Origin of the sequence: Thalassolituus hydrocarboniclasticus (genome assembly GCF_025345565.1) — a bacterium.
GTDB classification, from domain to species: Bacteria; Pseudomonadota; Gammaproteobacteria; order Pseudomonadales; family Oceanobacteraceae; genus Venatoribacter; species Venatoribacter hydrocarboniclasticus.
Genome location: NZ_CP054475.1, coordinates 741,146 through 756,120, shown reverse-complemented (window position 1 = coordinate 756,120; position 14,975 = coordinate 741,146). Strand labels below are relative to the sequence as shown.

The window sequence follows — 14,975 nt, the reverse complement described above, 5'->3', positions numbered from 1 at the left end:
AAGGACATTCTGACTATCTGGTCACCCTCCTTGTCGCATCCCGCCCTGTCAGCTATTCCTAATCCTGAGCTTTCAATCAGGATGATGCTGCATGATGCTGTTTAACGGACTATCCCTGCGCTACAAAATTTTTGCTATTGCCCTGACCGGTGCCGCCGGTTTTCTCATCTATCTGGGCTATTCCCTGCTCGCGCAGCAGAGAATGGACGCCAGCCTGATGCATATGAAGCAGGTAACCTTCCCACTGACCGAAAAAATCGACCACAGTGGCCTGCTGTTATTTAAAGTCCGCAACGAGCTGGCGAATGCTGTTGCCGATCTGGATGAAGACCGCATTGATGAAGCCCGCCGCTATCATCAGGACATGCTGACCACACTGGATGCTATCCGTGAGCTGCTGCCAGACAACCCTCAGATTACGCAACTCAGCAACGCCTACAATGAGTACTGGCAAAGCGCCAGCCTGATGGCCGGAGGCATGATTCAGGGCTCAATAGAGCTGGCACAACTGGCGCAACGGGCGCAGCAGGCAAACCAGACTTACGATGCCTTCAGTAACATGTTGGAGCAGTTACGCCAGCAGAACTATCAGAACTTCTCAGCCGAAATTCAGGCCACCAGCGACGAGAGCACACGCACACTGAAAGTCGGCCTGATGATCGCGCTGATTATGATCGCCATGCTGCAATTTACCGCCTGGTACATCTCCAGTCTGATCACCCGGCTGGTTAACCGGATCGTATATTCACTGGGCGCTATGGCGACCGGCCAGGGCGACCTGACCGTGCGTCTGCAGACCAGTGCCAGAGACGAAATAGGTAAGCTGGTGACCAACTTCAACGGCTTTATCAGCCACCTGCAGCTGCTGGTTCGGGTAATGGCTAACTTAAGCCTTGGTGTGTCCGCCGGTTCTGAAAAGGTGCTGACCATCGCCACCGCCACCCGCCGTGGCATCCAGCACCAGCAGGATGAGATTGAACAGGTAGCCACAGCAGTCAACCAGATGTCCGCCACCGCCTCCGAAGTTGCCGAGAGCGCCGAATCCGCCGCCGATGCCACCCGCAAAGCCAGCGAAGAAACCAGCGCCTCGCAAAAAGTGATGGAAGCCAATATCCGCGCCATTACCGAGCTGGTGCAGGATGTACAGCGCGCCCGTGACGTTATCCAGACGCTGGCGAAAGAAAGCGAACAGATCGGCAATGCCTCCAAAACCATTCAGGGCATTGCCGAACAAACCAACCTGCTGGCGCTGAACGCCGCCATTGAAGCCGCCCGCGCCGGGGAACAGGGGCGTGGTTTTGCCGTGGTCGCCGATGAAGTTCGTGCACTGGCTGCCCGCACCGAAGAAACCACCAGCGATATCCAGAGTGTTACCGAACGACTCAACCGCAATATGAAAGAAGCCGTTCAGGTGATGGAGCTCAGTCAGGGCAACGCCCAGAAAGCAGTGGAACAGTCACGTCAGGCCGAAAACTCACTCAACAGCATTATGCAGCACGTTGCCACCATCAATAATATGAACGCTCAGGTTGCCACCGCTGCGGAAGAACAAAGCCAGGTGGCGGCCGAAATCAGCGCCAATATCGTGCGTATCAATGAGGTGTCCGAGAATACCGTACGCGAGGCCAGCAACACCGCCAGCGCCTCCGAACAGCTGGCCGAGCAGGCCGAACAACTGCGCAGCATCGTAAACGAGTTTAAAGTTTAGGATCAGATGCTATTCCGCTAGAATAGCCGCCTTATTTTAAGTGCGTGGCAGCGTGTTACCGCTGCCCGCACCTTGTTATCAGGACGGCCATCATGTCTGCACATTCTGCATCCGCACACGCTTCTTTTCATGCCATCGAATGGCGCCAGCAAAGCCTGCATCTGCTTGATCAGCGCGTACTGCCGCACGAACACCGTGTACTCGAATACACCACCGCCGCCGAAGTTGCCGATGCCATCCGCGCCATGGTCGTGCGCGGCGCCCCGGCCATTGGTATTGCCGCGGCCTATGGCTATGCCCTTGATGCGCTGGCCGGCCGCGATCTGCAGCAGGCTTACCATGTGCTGGCAGAATCCCGTCCGACTGCCGTTAACCTGTTCTGGGCACTGGAGCGCATGGCCGCGCTGAACACCGCCGATGCGCACACCCTGGTGGCCGAAGCCCGCAAGATTCACGAAGAAGATATCGCCGCCAACCTCGCCATGGGCGAGTTCGGTGCCTCGGTGCTGCCGGAAAATGCCGTGATCTACACCCACTGCAACACCGGCGCACTGGCCACCGGTGGCCACGGTACTGCTCTGGGCATTATCCGCAGCGGTTACGCCGAAGGTAAGGTTACTCAGGTATACGCCGGGGAAACCCGCCCGTGGTTACAGGGCGCGCGTCTGACCGCCTGGGAACTGATGCAGGATCAGATTCCTGTCTCTCTGGTATGCGACGGCGCCGCCGCGCAGCTGTTCCGTCAGGGCAACGTCGACTGGGTGATTGTCGGCGCCGACCGTATTACCGCTAACGGCGATGTAGCCAATAAAATCGGCACTTACAGTCTGGCGGTACTGGCCAAACACCATGGGGTAAAAGTGATGGTTGCCGCCCCGACCACCACCTTCGACTTAACCCTCGAAAGCGGTGAAGATATTCCGATCGAGCAGCGGCCGCAGGAAGAAGTCACCAGTCTCTTTGGTCAGCCGATTGCACCGGCCGGCTGTCAGGCCATTAACCCGTCATTTGATGTTACCCCGGCTGGCCTGATCGATGTCATCGCCACCGAAAAGGGCCTGATTATGCAACCCGACCGCGACAGCGTTGCGCTGTTGCTGGCACGCTGAGGAATGGCCATGTTTAATCAGCAGGATTTTGCCCGCGCCGCCCAGGCACTGTGCGATTATGGCCGCATCCTCTACAGCCGTGGCTGGTCACCGGCCACCAGTTCCAACTATTCCGTACGCCTGAATGAGCAGTGCTGCGCACTGACCAGTTCCGGTAAGCACAAAGGCGAGCTGACCCCGGCGGATATTCTGGTGGTCGACTGGAATGGCCACGCTCTAACTCCGGGCAAGCCTTCCGCCGAAACCCTGCTGCATACTCAGCTGTACGAACGTGATCTGGCTATTGGTGCCGTGCTGCATACCCACTCGCCGGTGGCGGTGGTGCTGTCGCAGATCTGGCCACAGGATCAGCTGCAGCTTAACGGCTGGGAGCTGCAGAAAGCCTTCGCCGGGGAAACCACCCACGAAGACACCATAAGCTTTCCGCTGTTTGCCAACGATCAGGATATCGCCCGCCTGGCCGCTCTGGTCGAACAGCATATGAGCGCTCAGGGTCAGGGCCACGCCTACCTGATACGCGGTCACGGCGTGTACACCTGGGGCAAAGATCTGGCGGAATGTTTCCGTCATCTGGAAGCGCTGGAAAACCTGTTAGGCTACCAGCTCGAATTGCTGAAACTCCGTCAACTCTAAGGGACTGCCATGAGCATTATCCGCATCTATACCGACCACGACACAACGAATCTGTTGTTTACCAGTGATAACAGCAGCAAGATTCAGGCGCGACTGGCAGAGATTGGCGTACGCTTCGAACAGTGGCAGACCGGCAGCGACCTGAGCGCCGGCGCCCAAGCGGAAGAAGTCATCAGCGCCTACCGCAAAGACATCGACCGCCTGATGCAGGAAGACGGCTATCAGACCGTGGATGTGGTCAGCCTCAGCGCCGACCATCCGCAGAAAGCCGAGCTGCGCCAGAAGTTTCTCAGCGAACACACCCACAGCGAAGACGAAGTGCGTTTCTTCGTCGCCGGCGAAGGTCTGTTCACCCTGCATGCCGACAACAAAGTGTTTGAAGTCCTGTGCCAGAAAGGCGACCTGATCAGTGTACCGGCCAACACCCCGCACTGGTTTGATATGGGCCCGAATCCGGGCTTTATTGCCATCCGTCTGTTCAACAACCCTGACGGCTGGGTCGCCAACTTTACCGGCAGCGACATTGCCGAACGCTTTAACCGCCTGGAAAACTGAGCCGCCACCCTGATGACCGTAAAACTGATTCTGACCGATATTGAAGGCACCACGTCCTCCATCTCTTTTGTCAAAGACGTGCTCTTTCCGTACGCCGCACAGCACTTACCGGATTACGTGCGCAGCCATCTGCAGGATGCTCAGGTGCAGCAGCAACTGGCACAGACCGCGCAGCTGGCTGCCGCCGAAGGTATCGACGTTGACGCCACTGACCATGAAGCGCTGATTGCGCTGTTGCTGCAATGGATCGCCGCCGACCGCAAAGTCACACCGCTGAAAGCCCTGCAGGGACTGATCTGGGAAGCCGGCTACAAAAACCGCGACTACGCCGCGCATATGTATGCCGATGCCACCGAATACCTGCAGCGCTGGCATGCCAGCGGCATTCCGCTGTATGTCTATTCATCCGGCTCAGTACAGGCGCAGAAGCTGTTTTTCGGTTATTCACAGGACGGTGATCTGCTGCCATTGTTCAGTGGTCATTTCGATACTCTGGTCGGTGCTAAACGGGAGGCCGCTTCTTACCGGAATATCCTCACCGAACTGCAGAAGCAGCACGATATTCAGGCGGCGGATGTGCTGTTTCTGTCAGATATCATTGAAGAACTGGATGCCGCCCGTGAAGCCGGACTGCAGACCTGCTGGCTGGTGCGTGATGCTGCCCTGCCACAGAACCCCACTCATACCGCCGTCAGCAGCTTTGCCGACATAGTGCTGTGAAACTCAGCAGCGACAATAAAAACGGCAGGATAATCCTGCCGTTTTTATTGGGCCTGTCAGCTCGATGCCTTTTCCGCTAAATACGGCTCCAGTTTCAGAATACTTTCCACCAGCCCCTCCGGTATGTCGCACGGCCGCCCGGCCTTGTAGTCAAAGAACACCAGCAGACTCTCACCTTTCGCCACCAGACGTGATGTCTCATGGCTCCAGACCGCATACTCCTGCGCAATGCGTCCACTCTCCAGACGCTGACTGCGGATACCCACACTCAGGGTGTCCGGGTATTTCACTGGTGCCAGAAATTTAGCATTGGTCGACGCCAGGATAGGTCCGCGGGCGTAGTTGTTCATGTAATCGAGAATTTTCAGGTTGTCGAAATACTGCACCCGCGCACTCTCAAAATAGCGGAAGAACTGAGCGTTATTCACGTGCTGGAAAGCATCCATCTCGCCCCAGGCCACCGGTATTTCAATCACGACCGGGTAATCATACAAATCCTGCATTGCGTTTTCCTGTTGTTAAAGTGGTGAGAACCGGCCTCTGTGTGCCGGCTTTCTGACGACAAGCAATGTCATAAAAGTCAGAAATGACAACTTAGCAATACCCATGCCTTTATTGCCTCAGCGTCATCATGGATATTTAAAACAGGTTATTAGTGAATCCGGCTCACCACTTTCAGGCGCAGCCTGTCCTGAACAGCAGGCATAAAAAAACCCCGCAGCCTGAACTGCGGGGTTTCTTTATTTCAGACGCCGGGATTACAGCTCGAAGCTGTGGCGCAGAACAATGGTTTCTACACGGTCAGGACCGGTGGAGATAATATCGATCGGAGCGTTGATCGCCTGCTCGACAAAACGCACGTAAGCACGGGCATTTTCCGGCAGATCATCGATGCTCTTGGCACCAAAAGTCGACTCGCTCCAGCCTGGCAGTTCCTGATAGACCGGCTTGATCTTATCGAACTGATCAGCACTGGCCGGTACATTCACGGCATTGCCATCGGCATCTTCGTAGCCAACACAGACTTTGATGGTCTCCAGACCGTCCAGTACGTCGAGCTTGGTCAGACAGATGGTGTTGATGGAGTTTACGCGGATCGCGTGTTTCACCAGCATCGCATCGAACCAGCCACAACGGCGGTCACGGCCGGTGGTGGTGCCTTTTTCTTTACCGACAGTCGCCAGATGTACACCCACGTCGTCGAACAGTTCAGTCGGGAACGGGCCAGAACCTACACGGGTGGTGTAAGCCTTGGTGATACCCAGAATCTGATCCAGATAGAGCGGGCCTACGCCGGAACCGGTCGCTACGCCACCGGCGGTGGTGTTGGACGAGGTTACGAACGGATAGGTACCGTGGTCGATATCCAGCAGTGTGCCCTGCGCACCTTCGAACATGATGTCGCCACCACTTTCGCGGATTTCGTGCACCAGATTCACCGCATCAACAACAACGTCTTTGATCTGTGCTGCCCAGTCCATACAGGACGCCAGGGTTTCTTCGTAGCTGACTTCGTCAACGCCGTAGTAATTTTTCAGCGAGAAGTTATGGTATTCCATCACTTCTTTCAGTTTGTCGGCGAACTCCGGCTGATACAGATCGCCAACGCGCAGGCCGCGACGGGATACTTTATCTTCGTAAGCCGGGCCGATACCACGACCGGTGGTACCGATCTTGGCATTGCCACGCTTGATCTCACGAGCCTGATCCAGAGCACAGTGATACGGCAGAATCAGCGGACAGGCGTGGGAGATACGCAGACGTTCCATTACCGGTACGCCACGCTCTTCCAGTGCCCGGATCTCTTTCAGCAGAGCATCCGGCGCCAGCACCACACCGTTACCGATGATACAGGTCACGCCATCACGCAGGATGCCGGACGGAATCAGGTGCAGTGCGGTTTTCTCACCGTTGATTACCAGTGTATGACCAGCATTGTGACCACCCTGAAAGCGCACTACAGCGGCGGCTTTTTCAGTCAGCAGGTCAACAATCTTACCCTTACCTTCGTCACCCCATTGGGTGCCCAGAACAACAACGCTTTTGCCCATCGCGGTATCAATCACTCTAAAAAATTAAGCTTCGACCAGCTGCCACTGGCCATCCAGTTTTTTCAGATACAGATCCGCCCGGATCGCATCATCGTTCAACGGCACCAGAACCCGCTTGCCCTGCTCGCGCAGTTGCGCAATCAGTTGCCATAAGGCCGGGTCATTCTCATTGGGTGCAACTACTGTCTGTTTTACTTCTGCCTGATAGGTCCCGAAACGGGCCAGCACTTTCAGATCAGCACTGAAGCCGGTTGCCGGACGGGCACGGCCGAACACCGCGCCGGTTTCGTCATAACGGCCACCCTGAGCGATGGCATCGCCATAGCCAGGAATATAAGCAGCAAACACCAGACCGGTGTGATAGTTATAGCCACGCAGCTCGGTCAGGTCGAAATACAGCGACGTCTGCGGGAAACGCTGTGCAAGCTGCTCTGCAACCTGCTGAATATGTGCCAGTTCGGCGGAAGTTTCCGGTACCAGCTCGGCCATACGGCTGATGGCGGCATCCAGTTTCTGCCGGTCGCCCTGCAGGCGGATCAGCAGTGCAAAGGCTTCTGCCAGTGCCGCATCCTGAATTTCGCGCGCGGCCCAGGCTTCAAGGTCGGTGGCGCATTTCAGTTTCAGCAGATCAAACAGCTCACGCTGCTGCTCAGCGCTGATACCGGCTTTGGCTGCCAGCGCGCGGAAGACACCAACATGGCCCAGATCCAGATGCACCTGCTGTACACCGGCGGACTCAAGCAGAGTCAGCATCAGGCTGATAATCTCAACATCGGCACTGACGCCGGCTTCGCCGTACAGTTCAGCACCAATCTGCGTCGGGGTGCGGCTGGCCAGCAGCGAGCTGGCCTTGGCATGGAATACGGTACGGCAGTAGCTCAGACGGCTGATGCCTTCCGGAGCCAGACTGTGGGCGTCGATACGGGCAACCTGAGGCGTGGTATCGGCACTCAGTCCCATCAGACGGCCAGACAGCTGGTCGGTGACTTTAAAGGTACGCAAATCGAGATCTTTGCCGACACCGGTCAGCAACGAATCAAGATATTCAAGCGCCGGTGGAATCACCAGGTCATAGCCACAGTTATCCAGCAGGTCGAGCAAACGGCGACGCAACTGTTCAATCCGCCGCGCCTGTGGCGGCAGCACTTCTTCAATACCATCCGGCAATAGCCAACGGTCAGCGCTAGTCATCGTCCAGCCTTTTAATTGATTACGTAAAGTAAACCCAGCCCGATCAGCATACTGATCAGACCGGTCATGCGCATCGTGCGATCATCGACTGTGGCCAGCTGAGCGACCAGCTTGCGCCACCGGGTGGGGTAGAGAAACGGCATTACCCCTTCAAGAATAAACACCAGGCAGAGGGCGATAGCGAATTCACGCCATAAATCGGGCTGCACCGGAGGTCCTCAAAAGAAAATCGCACAAAAAAACCGGGCACCAGGCCCGGTTGCAGGATTCTACCAAAGCCGTTGCGCCTTGAACATGGTTAAGGCGCGGGCATTGGTTATTGCTTACTTGCCTTTTGAATCCTTCAGGTAACGGAAGAAGTCACTGTCCGGCTCCAGCAGCAGTACATCGCTCTGACTGAAGGTCTGGGTGTAGGCTTTCAGACTACGGGTAAAGGCATAGAACTCAGGGTCTTTGTTGTAAGCAGACGCATAAATACGTGCAGCTTCAGCATCGCCCTCACCCTTGGTGCGTTCAGCATCACGGTAAGCTTCAGCTTCCAGAACGGTTTTCTGACGATCGGCATCGGCCTGAATACCTTCTGACAGCTCTTTACCCTGAGAGCGGTGTTCGCGCGCTTCACGCTCACGTTCCGCCGACATACGGTTATATACCGAAGCACTGAGGTCATCCGGCAGATCAACGGCTTTCACGCGCATATCAAGAATCTCAATGCCCAGATCATCCTGAGTCTGAGTATTCAGGGCGGCGGTAAGCTTGGTCATCAGCTGATCACGCTCACCGGATACCACTTCATGCAGGGTACGGTTGGCGATTTCATCACGCAGACCTTTGTTGACCAGGTTAGCCAGCAGGTTAGAGGCTTCCTGACGGTTACCGGAAGTGGCTTTGTAGTAGGAATTCACATCCTTGATACGCCACTTGGTGAACGAATCGACGATCACATACTTTTTACCGGAGGTCAGGAAGTGCGATGGATTGGTATCCAGCGTCAGTACCCGTGCATCAAAACGCTTAACGTTCTGCATAAAAGGCACTTTCCAGTGCAGACCCGGTTTGATGTCATTGTCGACCACTTCACCGAACTGCAGCTTGATTGCGCGTTCGGTTTCGTTGATGACGTACAGGCCCTGACTGGCGACCAGCAGCAACACACCCAGAACGATCAGACTCAATAAAGCTTTCGGAGACATTAACGACCCTCCCTGCGAGTAGTGTTGCCAGTGCTGTTCTGACGGGTGCGGACTTCATTCAGTACCTGATCAGTCAGACGGGAAATGTCACCACTGCTCAGGGATGCGCCGTCGCCTTTGGCTGCCGGCATGTTCTGCATCAGCTTATCCAGCGGCAGATACATCATGTTGTTGCCGCCTTTCACATCCACCAGAACCTTACTGCTGCTGGTATAAACATCGGACAGCGCTTCGATATACAGACGCTCGCGGGTAACCGCCGGCGCTTTTTTGTATTCAGAGTAGAGGTTATTGAAACGTGCGGCCTCACCTTCTGCGCGGGCAATAATACGGGCCTTATAAGCGCTCGCTTCTTCCAGCTGACGCTGGGCGCGACCACGGGCTTCCGGTACAACCGCATTGGCGTAGGCTTCGGCTTCGTTAATAAAACGTTCTTTATCCTGTTTGGCTTTCTGTACGTCATCGAATGCCGCTTTCACCTGAGCCGGTGGGCGGGCATCTTTAATGTTGACGTTAGTCAGCACCATACCGGTCTGGTAACGGTCGAGGTAATCCTGCAGACGAATCTGCACTTTTTCCGCAAGAACCGCACGACCAGTCGTCAGAATCGGGTCCATTGCCGCCGAACCCACTTCATGGCGCAGGGCACTTTCCGCAGCAGACAGCAGAGTGCGTTCCGGCAGCTCAACACGCAGGGCGAAAGCAATAGGATCGGCCACGCGGTATTGTGCGTTCAGCTCAACTTCGACGATGTTTTCATCTTCGGTGAGCATACGCTCTTTGATTTCCGCTTCCCGAACCTTGGTGGTATTCACCGGAATCACCTGATCAACCAGAGGTATTTTGAAATGCAGACCCGGGCCTTCGGTATTCAGGTATTTACCCAGACGCAGAACAACACCACGCTCCTGTTCATCCAGGGTATAGAAAGAATTAAACGCCAGCATGACAACCAGAATGGCGGCGGCGATACCAAAAAAGCCACCGGCTCCACTGCCATTGTCATTACCGTTATTGTTATTGCCATTTCCCTTGCCGAACAGACCATTAATCTTGTCCATCAGCTGTTTCAGGGCATCATCCAGATCCGGTGGCTGATTGCCGCGATTTTTATTACCGCGGTTGTTGTTACCCCAGGGATCATTGGGATTGCCCTTTCCGCCGGGCTCATTCCAGGCCATAAGTCACTCCAGTTAGGCAGACAATTTGATGCGCACGTCCGTATGACAACGCATCCTGAAAAATATCGGAACCGGTTGCATTGAGTAACATCGTTACTCAGTGCCAGGCTTCCTGTACCGGTTCAAGAAAACGGCTTTCGGCCATATCAGCGCGCGCCAGAGCACGTTTGAAATCCTGACGCTGCATTCTCAGGGTCAGTACCATATCACCGTTTTCAGCATAGTGTTCTTTCTGTATCGCACCCAATTCGTAAAGAATTGCACGTAGCTTGGCTTCCGCCGGGTGCAGACAGATATCTTCATTGAAGACTTCCGTGCTCAGCAATTCGCCAATGGCCTGATTCAACAGATCCAGTCCAAGACGCTGCTGAGCCGATACCCATACCGCTACAGGCTTGCCCTGATCGTCACGGTCAATACGGGCTTCGCTGTGTTCCAGCAGGTCAATTTTGTTGTAGACCCGCAGTTGCGGTACCACATCGGCTTCAATTTCTTTTAATACCAGCTCTACCTGCTGAATATTGCCTTCGCGTTCCTGTGCCGCACAGTCGATCACATGCACCAGCAGATCCGCTTCGGCCGCTTCCTGCAAAGTGGCCTGAAAGGCCTCAACCAGCTTGTGTGGCAGGTGGCGAATAAAGCCTACCGTATCGGCCAGCACCACCTCACCAACGTTATCCACCGCAAAGCGGCGCAAAGTCGGATCAAGCGTGGCAAACAGCTGATTGGCGGCATACACATCGGCGGTGGTCAGGGTATTGAACAGCGTCGACTTACCAGCGTTGGTGTAACCGACAATGGCCACACTGGGAATCGATGAGCGCTTGCGCGCACGGCGGTTCTGATCACGCTGGGCATGAACCTTTTCCAGCCGGGCGTTGATGTTTTTTACCCGCTCACGCAGCAGACGACGGTCAGTCTCGAGCTGGGTTTCACCCGGCCCGCGCATACCAATACCACCTTTCTGTCGCTCAAGGTGAGTCCAGCCACGGATCAGACGGGTCGACTGAAACTGCAGCTGCGCCAGCTCAACCTGCAGCTTACCTTCATGGGTACGTGCACGCTGGGCGAAAATATCGAGAATCAGACCGGTACGGTCGAGAACACGGCACTGTAGTGCCCGCTCCAGGTTACGTTCCTGGCTGGGTGACAATGCGTGATTGAAAATAACCAGTTCTGCGCCATGCAGGCGCAGAGCCTGACCGATTTCCTCCACTTTACCTTTACCGATAAAGGTTTTGGGATCGGGGGTTGAGCGTTTGGTGGTTACCAGATCCACCGGATCGGCACCTGCCGAAATAACCAGTTCCCTGAACTCGTTAAGGTCCTCACGATTGAGGCCCTCAGGAAAATCAATATGAACCAGTACTGCGGTTTCGCCGCCATTATCCGGGCGTTCAAAGAACAAATCAGCGGCTCCTGCGTTTACTCGTCGCTGCTGCCATCAACTTCGCCGGTATCTGCAGGCTGCAGACGCACATTGCGGGATGGTACAACAGTAGAAATTGCGTGTTTATAAACCATCTGACTGACCGTGTTTTTCAGCAGAATAACAAATTGGTCGAATGATTCGATCTGACCTTGCAGCTTGATGCCGTTTACCAGAAAGATAGACACTGGAATACGTTCTTTGCGCAGCTGATTGAGGTAAGGGTCTTGTAGAGAATGCCCTTTTGACATAATGGTCTCCTTAAATGAAGGTGTGCCGTCCAATGTGGGGACAGCCAAGAAAAATAATAAGCCCCAGTTCGTCCGGAGCGACGCGAATGCGATAAAGCTGCGAAATCAGGACGATGCGCTAAATATGGCGTTGGCATGCAGGATTTTCAAGGCGCTTTGCAGAAGATTACTATCCTCTGTCTCCAGCCAGTACAGATCGGGCCAGCTGCGCAACCAGGTTACCTGCCGCTTCGCCAACTGGCGCGTGGCTATAATGCCACGCTCAATCATTTCCTCATAATCATATTTGCCGTCCAGATAGTCCCATACCTGACGGTATCCGACGGCCCGCACGGCAGGCATATTGACGTTCAGATCACCGCGCGCATGCAGCTTTTTTACTTCATCGATAAAGCCCTGCTCCACCATCTGGCGGAAACGCAGCGCAATGCGTTCATGCAGGGTGCTGCGTTCGCGCGGACATACGGCCAGATTGACCACATGATAAGGCAGTGGTTCGCTCTGCTGCTCAGCCCAGAACTCGGTCAGGGTTTTGCCCGATACTTCATACACTTCCAGTGCACGCTGAATGCGCTGTGAATCCATCGGCTTTAACCGTTCCGCCGATTGCGGATCAATGGCGGCGAGTTTTTCGTGCATATGCGGCCAGCCATACTGCAGCCCTTCGGCCAGCAGACGCTCACGAACCTCTTCATCAGCCTGTGGCAATTGCGCCGCGCCATCACGCAGAAATTTAAAGTACATCATGGTGCCGCCGGTCAGCAGTGGTACCTTGCCGCGGGCGGTGATATCGGCCATTTCGCGCAGTGCATCTTCGCGGAAATTTGCCGCAGAGTAACTCTCTGCCGGATCAATCAGATCAATTAACCGGTGCGGCGCACGCTTCTGCATTTCGGCGTCAGGTTTGGCGGTACCGATATCCATACCCTTGTACACCAGCGCCGAATCGACACTGATAATTTCGCACGGATATTTTTCCACCAGCTCCAGTGCCAGTGCGGTTTTGCCGGAGGCGGTCGGCCCCATCAGAAAGATGGCCGGCGGTAATTCATGCACAGTGCTCATCAGCGGCCCCGTAAAAACAGTTTGTCCAGTTCACCCATGGTGAGCTGAGTCCAGGTCGGGCGGCCATGATTGCACTGGCCGCTGCGCTCGGTGGCTTCCATATCGCGCAGCAAGGCGTTCATTTCCGGAATACTGAGCTTGCGGTTGGCACGTACCGAGCCATGACAGGCCATGGTGCCGAGTAATTCATTGCGGTGCGCCAGAATACGGTCGGAGGTGCCGTGTTCAAGCAGGTCGCCCAGCATATCAGTGATCAGCCGTGGAACTTCCGCCTGCTGCAGCAGCACCGGAATCTGGCGTACAACCACGCTTTCCGGTGCCACCCGCGCAAGCTCAACGCCGAGCAAGCGGAATTCATCGGCAAACTGCTCGGCGGCATCCGCTTCGCGCTCACTCACCGCCAGCGTCACCGGCACCAGCAGCGGCTGACTCTGTACGCCCTGCTGATCGACGGCGATCTTTAACCGTTCGTAGGTAATACGTTCATGGGCCGCATGCATATCAACCACCACCATACCCTGTGCGTTCTGCGCCAGAATATAAATGCCGTGCAGCTGCGCAATGGCATAACCCAGAGGCGGCATATCGGCGCTGGGCGCTTGTGGTAACGGCTGTGGCTGACCCTGTCGTACTTCCTGCCCCCAGGGCGCATCGTCGAGCGGCTGACTGAGCGCGCGCAGGCCGTCCAGTTGTGCACTGACGGCCCCCTGTTGCGGCACCGCATTAAATGCAGGCTGATAGCTGCCGGCATTTTCCTGTACCGCCTGCGCCTGCCAGTCGAGGCGTGCCTGCTCCTGAAATTCACCGGCCTGCACCCCACTGAGCGGCGCCGTCTGTGGCACCAGCGTGGCCGGTGTGCTGCCCGCCAGACGATCATCCGGACGCACATCACCCAATGCTTTATGCAGAGTGCGGAACAGGAAATCATGCACCAGCCGGCCATCGCGGAAACGCACTTCATGCTTGGTCGGATGCACGTTCACATCCACCAGCTTCGGGTCCAGCCAGAGGTAAAGAACAAAGGCCGGATGACGGCCGTGATACAGCACATCGCGATAAGCCTGTTTAATCGCATGCACTACTAATTTATCGCGAACCACACGGCCATTAACAAAGAAATACTGCATATCTGCCTGCGAACGCGAAAACGTCGGTAAGCCGACCCAGCCCTGCAGTTGCAGACCTACTGCTTCGGCGTCGATATGCACCGCACTGTCGATAAAATCTTTATTGAGCAGACTGGCCACGCGTTTTTCGCGGTCAATGGTGCGCTCGGCACTGCGCAGCTGGTGAATCACCCGGCCATTATGGCGCAGCGAAAATGCCACATCGTAACGGCTTAACGCCAGACGCTTAACGGTTTCTTCCAGATGGGAAAATTCGGTTTTTTCAGTGCGTAAAAATTTCCGCCGTGCCGGGGTATTAAAAAATAAATCGCGCACCTCAAGCGTCGTACCCACCGGATGCGCCGCCGGAGTCACACTGGCGGCCATATCACGTCCTTCGGCATGCACACTCCAGGCTTCTTCCGAATTTTGCGCTCTTGACGTCAGGGTTAAACGGGTGACCGAGCTGATACTGGCCAGCGCTTCACCGCGAAAACCAAGGCTGGCGACCGCTTCCAGATCGTCCAGGGTGGTGATTTTACTGGTGGCATGACGGCTGAGTGCCAGCGGCAGATCATCGTGTTCAATGCCGTGGCCATCGTCGCGGATGCGCAGCAGTTTGACCCCGCCCTGCTCAGCATCAATTTCGATGCGGGTTGCACCGGCATCCAGGGCGTTTTCCACCAATTCTTTAACGATATTGGCGGGACGTTCGACTACTTCACCGGCGGCGATCTGGTTCGCCAGGCGCGGTGACAGCAGATGAATTCGACTCATAAAAAT

The 14,975-nt window shown here is 55.6% G+C and carries 15 protein-coding genes; 5 read left to right on the top strand and 10 right to left on the bottom strand.

Features of this window, described 5'->3' with window-relative positions:
- Positions 1 to 91 precede the first annotated feature (91 nt).
- From HUF19_RS03230 to mtnC, 5 genes are all read left to right on the top strand, one after another.
- Positions 92 to 1,708, top strand: coding sequence for a methyl-accepting chemotaxis protein (locus tag HUF19_RS03230; RefSeq protein ID WP_260998470.1), 1,617 nt, complete (start codon positions 92 to 94; stop codon positions 1,706 to 1,708).
- Positions 1,709 to 1,800: 92 nt separating this feature from the next.
- The gene (gene mtnA, locus HUF19_RS03225; protein WP_145469851.1) at positions 1,801 to 2,817 is read left to right on the top strand and encodes an S-methyl-5-thioribose-1-phosphate isomerase; all 1,017 of its coding nucleotides are present in this window, start codon (positions 1,801 to 1,803) and stop codon (positions 2,815 to 2,817) included.
- A gap of 9 nt (positions 2,818 to 2,826) precedes the next feature.
- Entirely contained in the window at positions 2,827 to 3,450 is a 624-nt protein-coding gene (locus HUF19_RS03220) for a methylthioribulose 1-phosphate dehydratase (protein ID WP_260998469.1), read from the top strand.
- A gap of 9 nt (positions 3,451 to 3,459) precedes the next feature.
- The gene (locus HUF19_RS03215; RefSeq protein ID WP_260998468.1) at positions 3,460 to 4,005 is read left to right on the top strand and encodes a 1,2-dihydroxy-3-keto-5-methylthiopentene dioxygenase; all 546 of its coding nucleotides are present in this window, start codon (positions 3,460 to 3,462) and stop codon (positions 4,003 to 4,005) included.
- Positions 4,006 to 4,017: 12 nt separating this feature from the next.
- A complete protein-coding gene (gene mtnC / locus HUF19_RS03210; protein ID WP_260998467.1) occupies positions 4,018 to 4,725 on the top strand; it encodes an acireductone synthase in 708 nt (235 codons plus the stop codon).
- Between the two features lie 56 nt (positions 4,726 to 4,781).
- Here the strand turns inward: mtnC and HUF19_RS03205 are convergent, their stop codons facing one another.
- The 10 genes from HUF19_RS03205 to mutL all read right to left on the bottom strand — a co-directional run bounded on the left by HUF19_RS03205 (position 4,782) and on the right by mutL (position 14,969).
- Positions 4,782 to 5,228: an acyl-CoA thioesterase gene (locus tag HUF19_RS03205; RefSeq protein ID WP_260998466.1), complete on the bottom strand. Its 447-nt coding sequence runs from the start codon at positions 5,226 to 5,228 to the stop codon at positions 4,782 to 4,784.
- A 255-nt stretch (positions 5,229 to 5,483) separates the two neighbouring features.
- The gene (locus HUF19_RS03200) at positions 5,484 to 6,776 is read right to left on the bottom strand and encodes an adenylosuccinate synthase (RefSeq protein ID WP_260998465.1); all 1,293 of its coding nucleotides are present in this window, start codon (positions 6,774 to 6,776) and stop codon (positions 5,484 to 5,486) included.
- Between the two features lie 24 nt (positions 6,777 to 6,800).
- A complete protein-coding gene (locus HUF19_RS03195) occupies positions 6,801 to 7,967 on the bottom strand; it encodes an ATP phosphoribosyltransferase regulatory subunit (RefSeq protein WP_260998464.1) in 1,167 nt (388 codons plus the stop codon).
- An 11-nt stretch (positions 7,968 to 7,978) separates the two neighbouring features.
- A complete protein-coding gene (locus tag HUF19_RS03190) occupies positions 7,979 to 8,176 on the bottom strand; it encodes a DUF2065 domain-containing protein (protein WP_260998463.1) in 198 nt (65 codons plus the stop codon).
- Positions 8,177 to 8,290: 114 nt separating this feature from the next.
- Positions 8,291 to 9,160: a protease modulator HflC gene (gene hflC / locus HUF19_RS03185; RefSeq protein WP_260998462.1), complete on the bottom strand. Its 870-nt coding sequence runs from the start codon at positions 9,158 to 9,160 to the stop codon at positions 8,291 to 8,293.
- Positions 9,160 to 10,341, bottom strand: a complete 1,182-nt coding sequence (hflK, locus tag HUF19_RS03180) for an FtsH protease activity modulator HflK (protein WP_260998461.1) — start codon at positions 10,339 to 10,341, stop codon at positions 9,160 to 9,162. Before hflK ends, hflC begins: the two co-directional genes overlap by 1 nt.
- Before the next feature lie 97 nt (positions 10,342 to 10,438).
- On the bottom strand, positions 10,439 to 11,749 hold the full coding sequence (hflX, locus tag HUF19_RS03175; RefSeq protein ID WP_260998460.1) for a ribosome rescue GTPase HflX: 1,311 nt from the start codon (positions 11,747 to 11,749) through the stop codon (positions 10,439 to 10,441).
- Positions 11,750 to 11,766: 17 nt separating this feature from the next.
- Complete coding sequence (hfq, locus tag HUF19_RS03170) at positions 11,767 to 12,021, bottom strand: RNA chaperone Hfq (RefSeq protein WP_145469863.1); 255 nt, start codon at positions 12,019 to 12,021, stop codon at positions 11,767 to 11,769.
- Between the two features lie 105 nt (positions 12,022 to 12,126).
- Positions 12,127 to 13,086, bottom strand: coding sequence for a tRNA (adenosine(37)-N6)-dimethylallyltransferase MiaA (miaA, locus tag HUF19_RS03165; protein WP_260998459.1), 960 nt, complete (start codon positions 13,084 to 13,086; stop codon positions 12,127 to 12,129).
- Positions 13,086 to 14,969 carry a DNA mismatch repair endonuclease MutL gene (mutL, locus tag HUF19_RS03160; protein ID WP_260998458.1) on the bottom strand — a complete coding sequence of 628 codons (1,884 nt, stop codon included), beginning with the start codon at positions 14,967 to 14,969 and terminating at the stop codon, positions 13,086 to 13,088. Before mutL ends, miaA begins: the two co-directional genes overlap by 1 nt.
- Between the last annotated feature and the right edge of the window lie 6 nt (positions 14,970 to 14,975).

Bases quoted from the DNA above. Each gene is read 5' to 3' on its own strand.
- HUF19_RS03200 (WP_260998465.1), bottom strand. From the start codon at position 6,776: ATGGGCAAAAGCGTTGTTGTTCTGGGCACCCAATGGGGTGACGAAGGT.
- mutL (WP_260998458.1), bottom strand. From the start codon at position 14,969: ATGAGTCGAATTCATCTGCTGTCACCGCGCCTGGCGAACCAGATCGCC.
- hflK (WP_260998461.1), bottom strand. From the start codon at position 10,341: ATGGCCTGGAATGAGCCCGGCGGAAAGGGCAATCCCAATGATCCCTGG.
- HUF19_RS03205 (WP_260998466.1), bottom strand. From the start codon at position 5,228: ATGCAGGATTTGTATGATTACCCGGTCGTGATTGAAATACCGGTGGCC.
- mtnC (WP_260998467.1), top strand. From the start codon at position 4,018: ATGACCGTAAAACTGATTCTGACCGATATTGAAGGCACCACGTCCTCC.
- HUF19_RS03230 (WP_260998470.1), top strand. From the start codon at position 92: ATGATGCTGTTTAACGGACTATCCCTGCGCTACAAAATTTTTGCTATT.
- hfq (WP_145469863.1), bottom strand. From the start codon at position 12,021: ATGTCAAAAGGGCATTCTCTACAAGACCCTTACCTCAATCAGCTGCGC.
- HUF19_RS03220 (WP_260998469.1), top strand. From the start codon at position 2,827: ATGTTTAATCAGCAGGATTTTGCCCGCGCCGCCCAGGCACTGTGCGAT.
- mtnA (WP_145469851.1), top strand. From the start codon at position 1,801: ATGTCTGCACATTCTGCATCCGCACACGCTTCTTTTCATGCCATCGAA.
- HUF19_RS03195 (WP_260998464.1), bottom strand. From the start codon at position 7,967: ATGACTAGCGCTGACCGTTGGCTATTGCCGGATGGTATTGAAGAAGTG.
- hflC (WP_260998462.1), bottom strand. From the start codon at position 9,160: ATGTCTCCGAAAGCTTTATTGAGTCTGATCGTTCTGGGTGTGTTGCTG.
- HUF19_RS03215 (WP_260998468.1), top strand. From the start codon at position 3,460: ATGAGCATTATCCGCATCTATACCGACCACGACACAACGAATCTGTTG.
- miaA (WP_260998459.1), bottom strand. From the start codon at position 13,086: ATGAGCACTGTGCATGAATTACCGCCGGCCATCTTTCTGATGGGGCCG.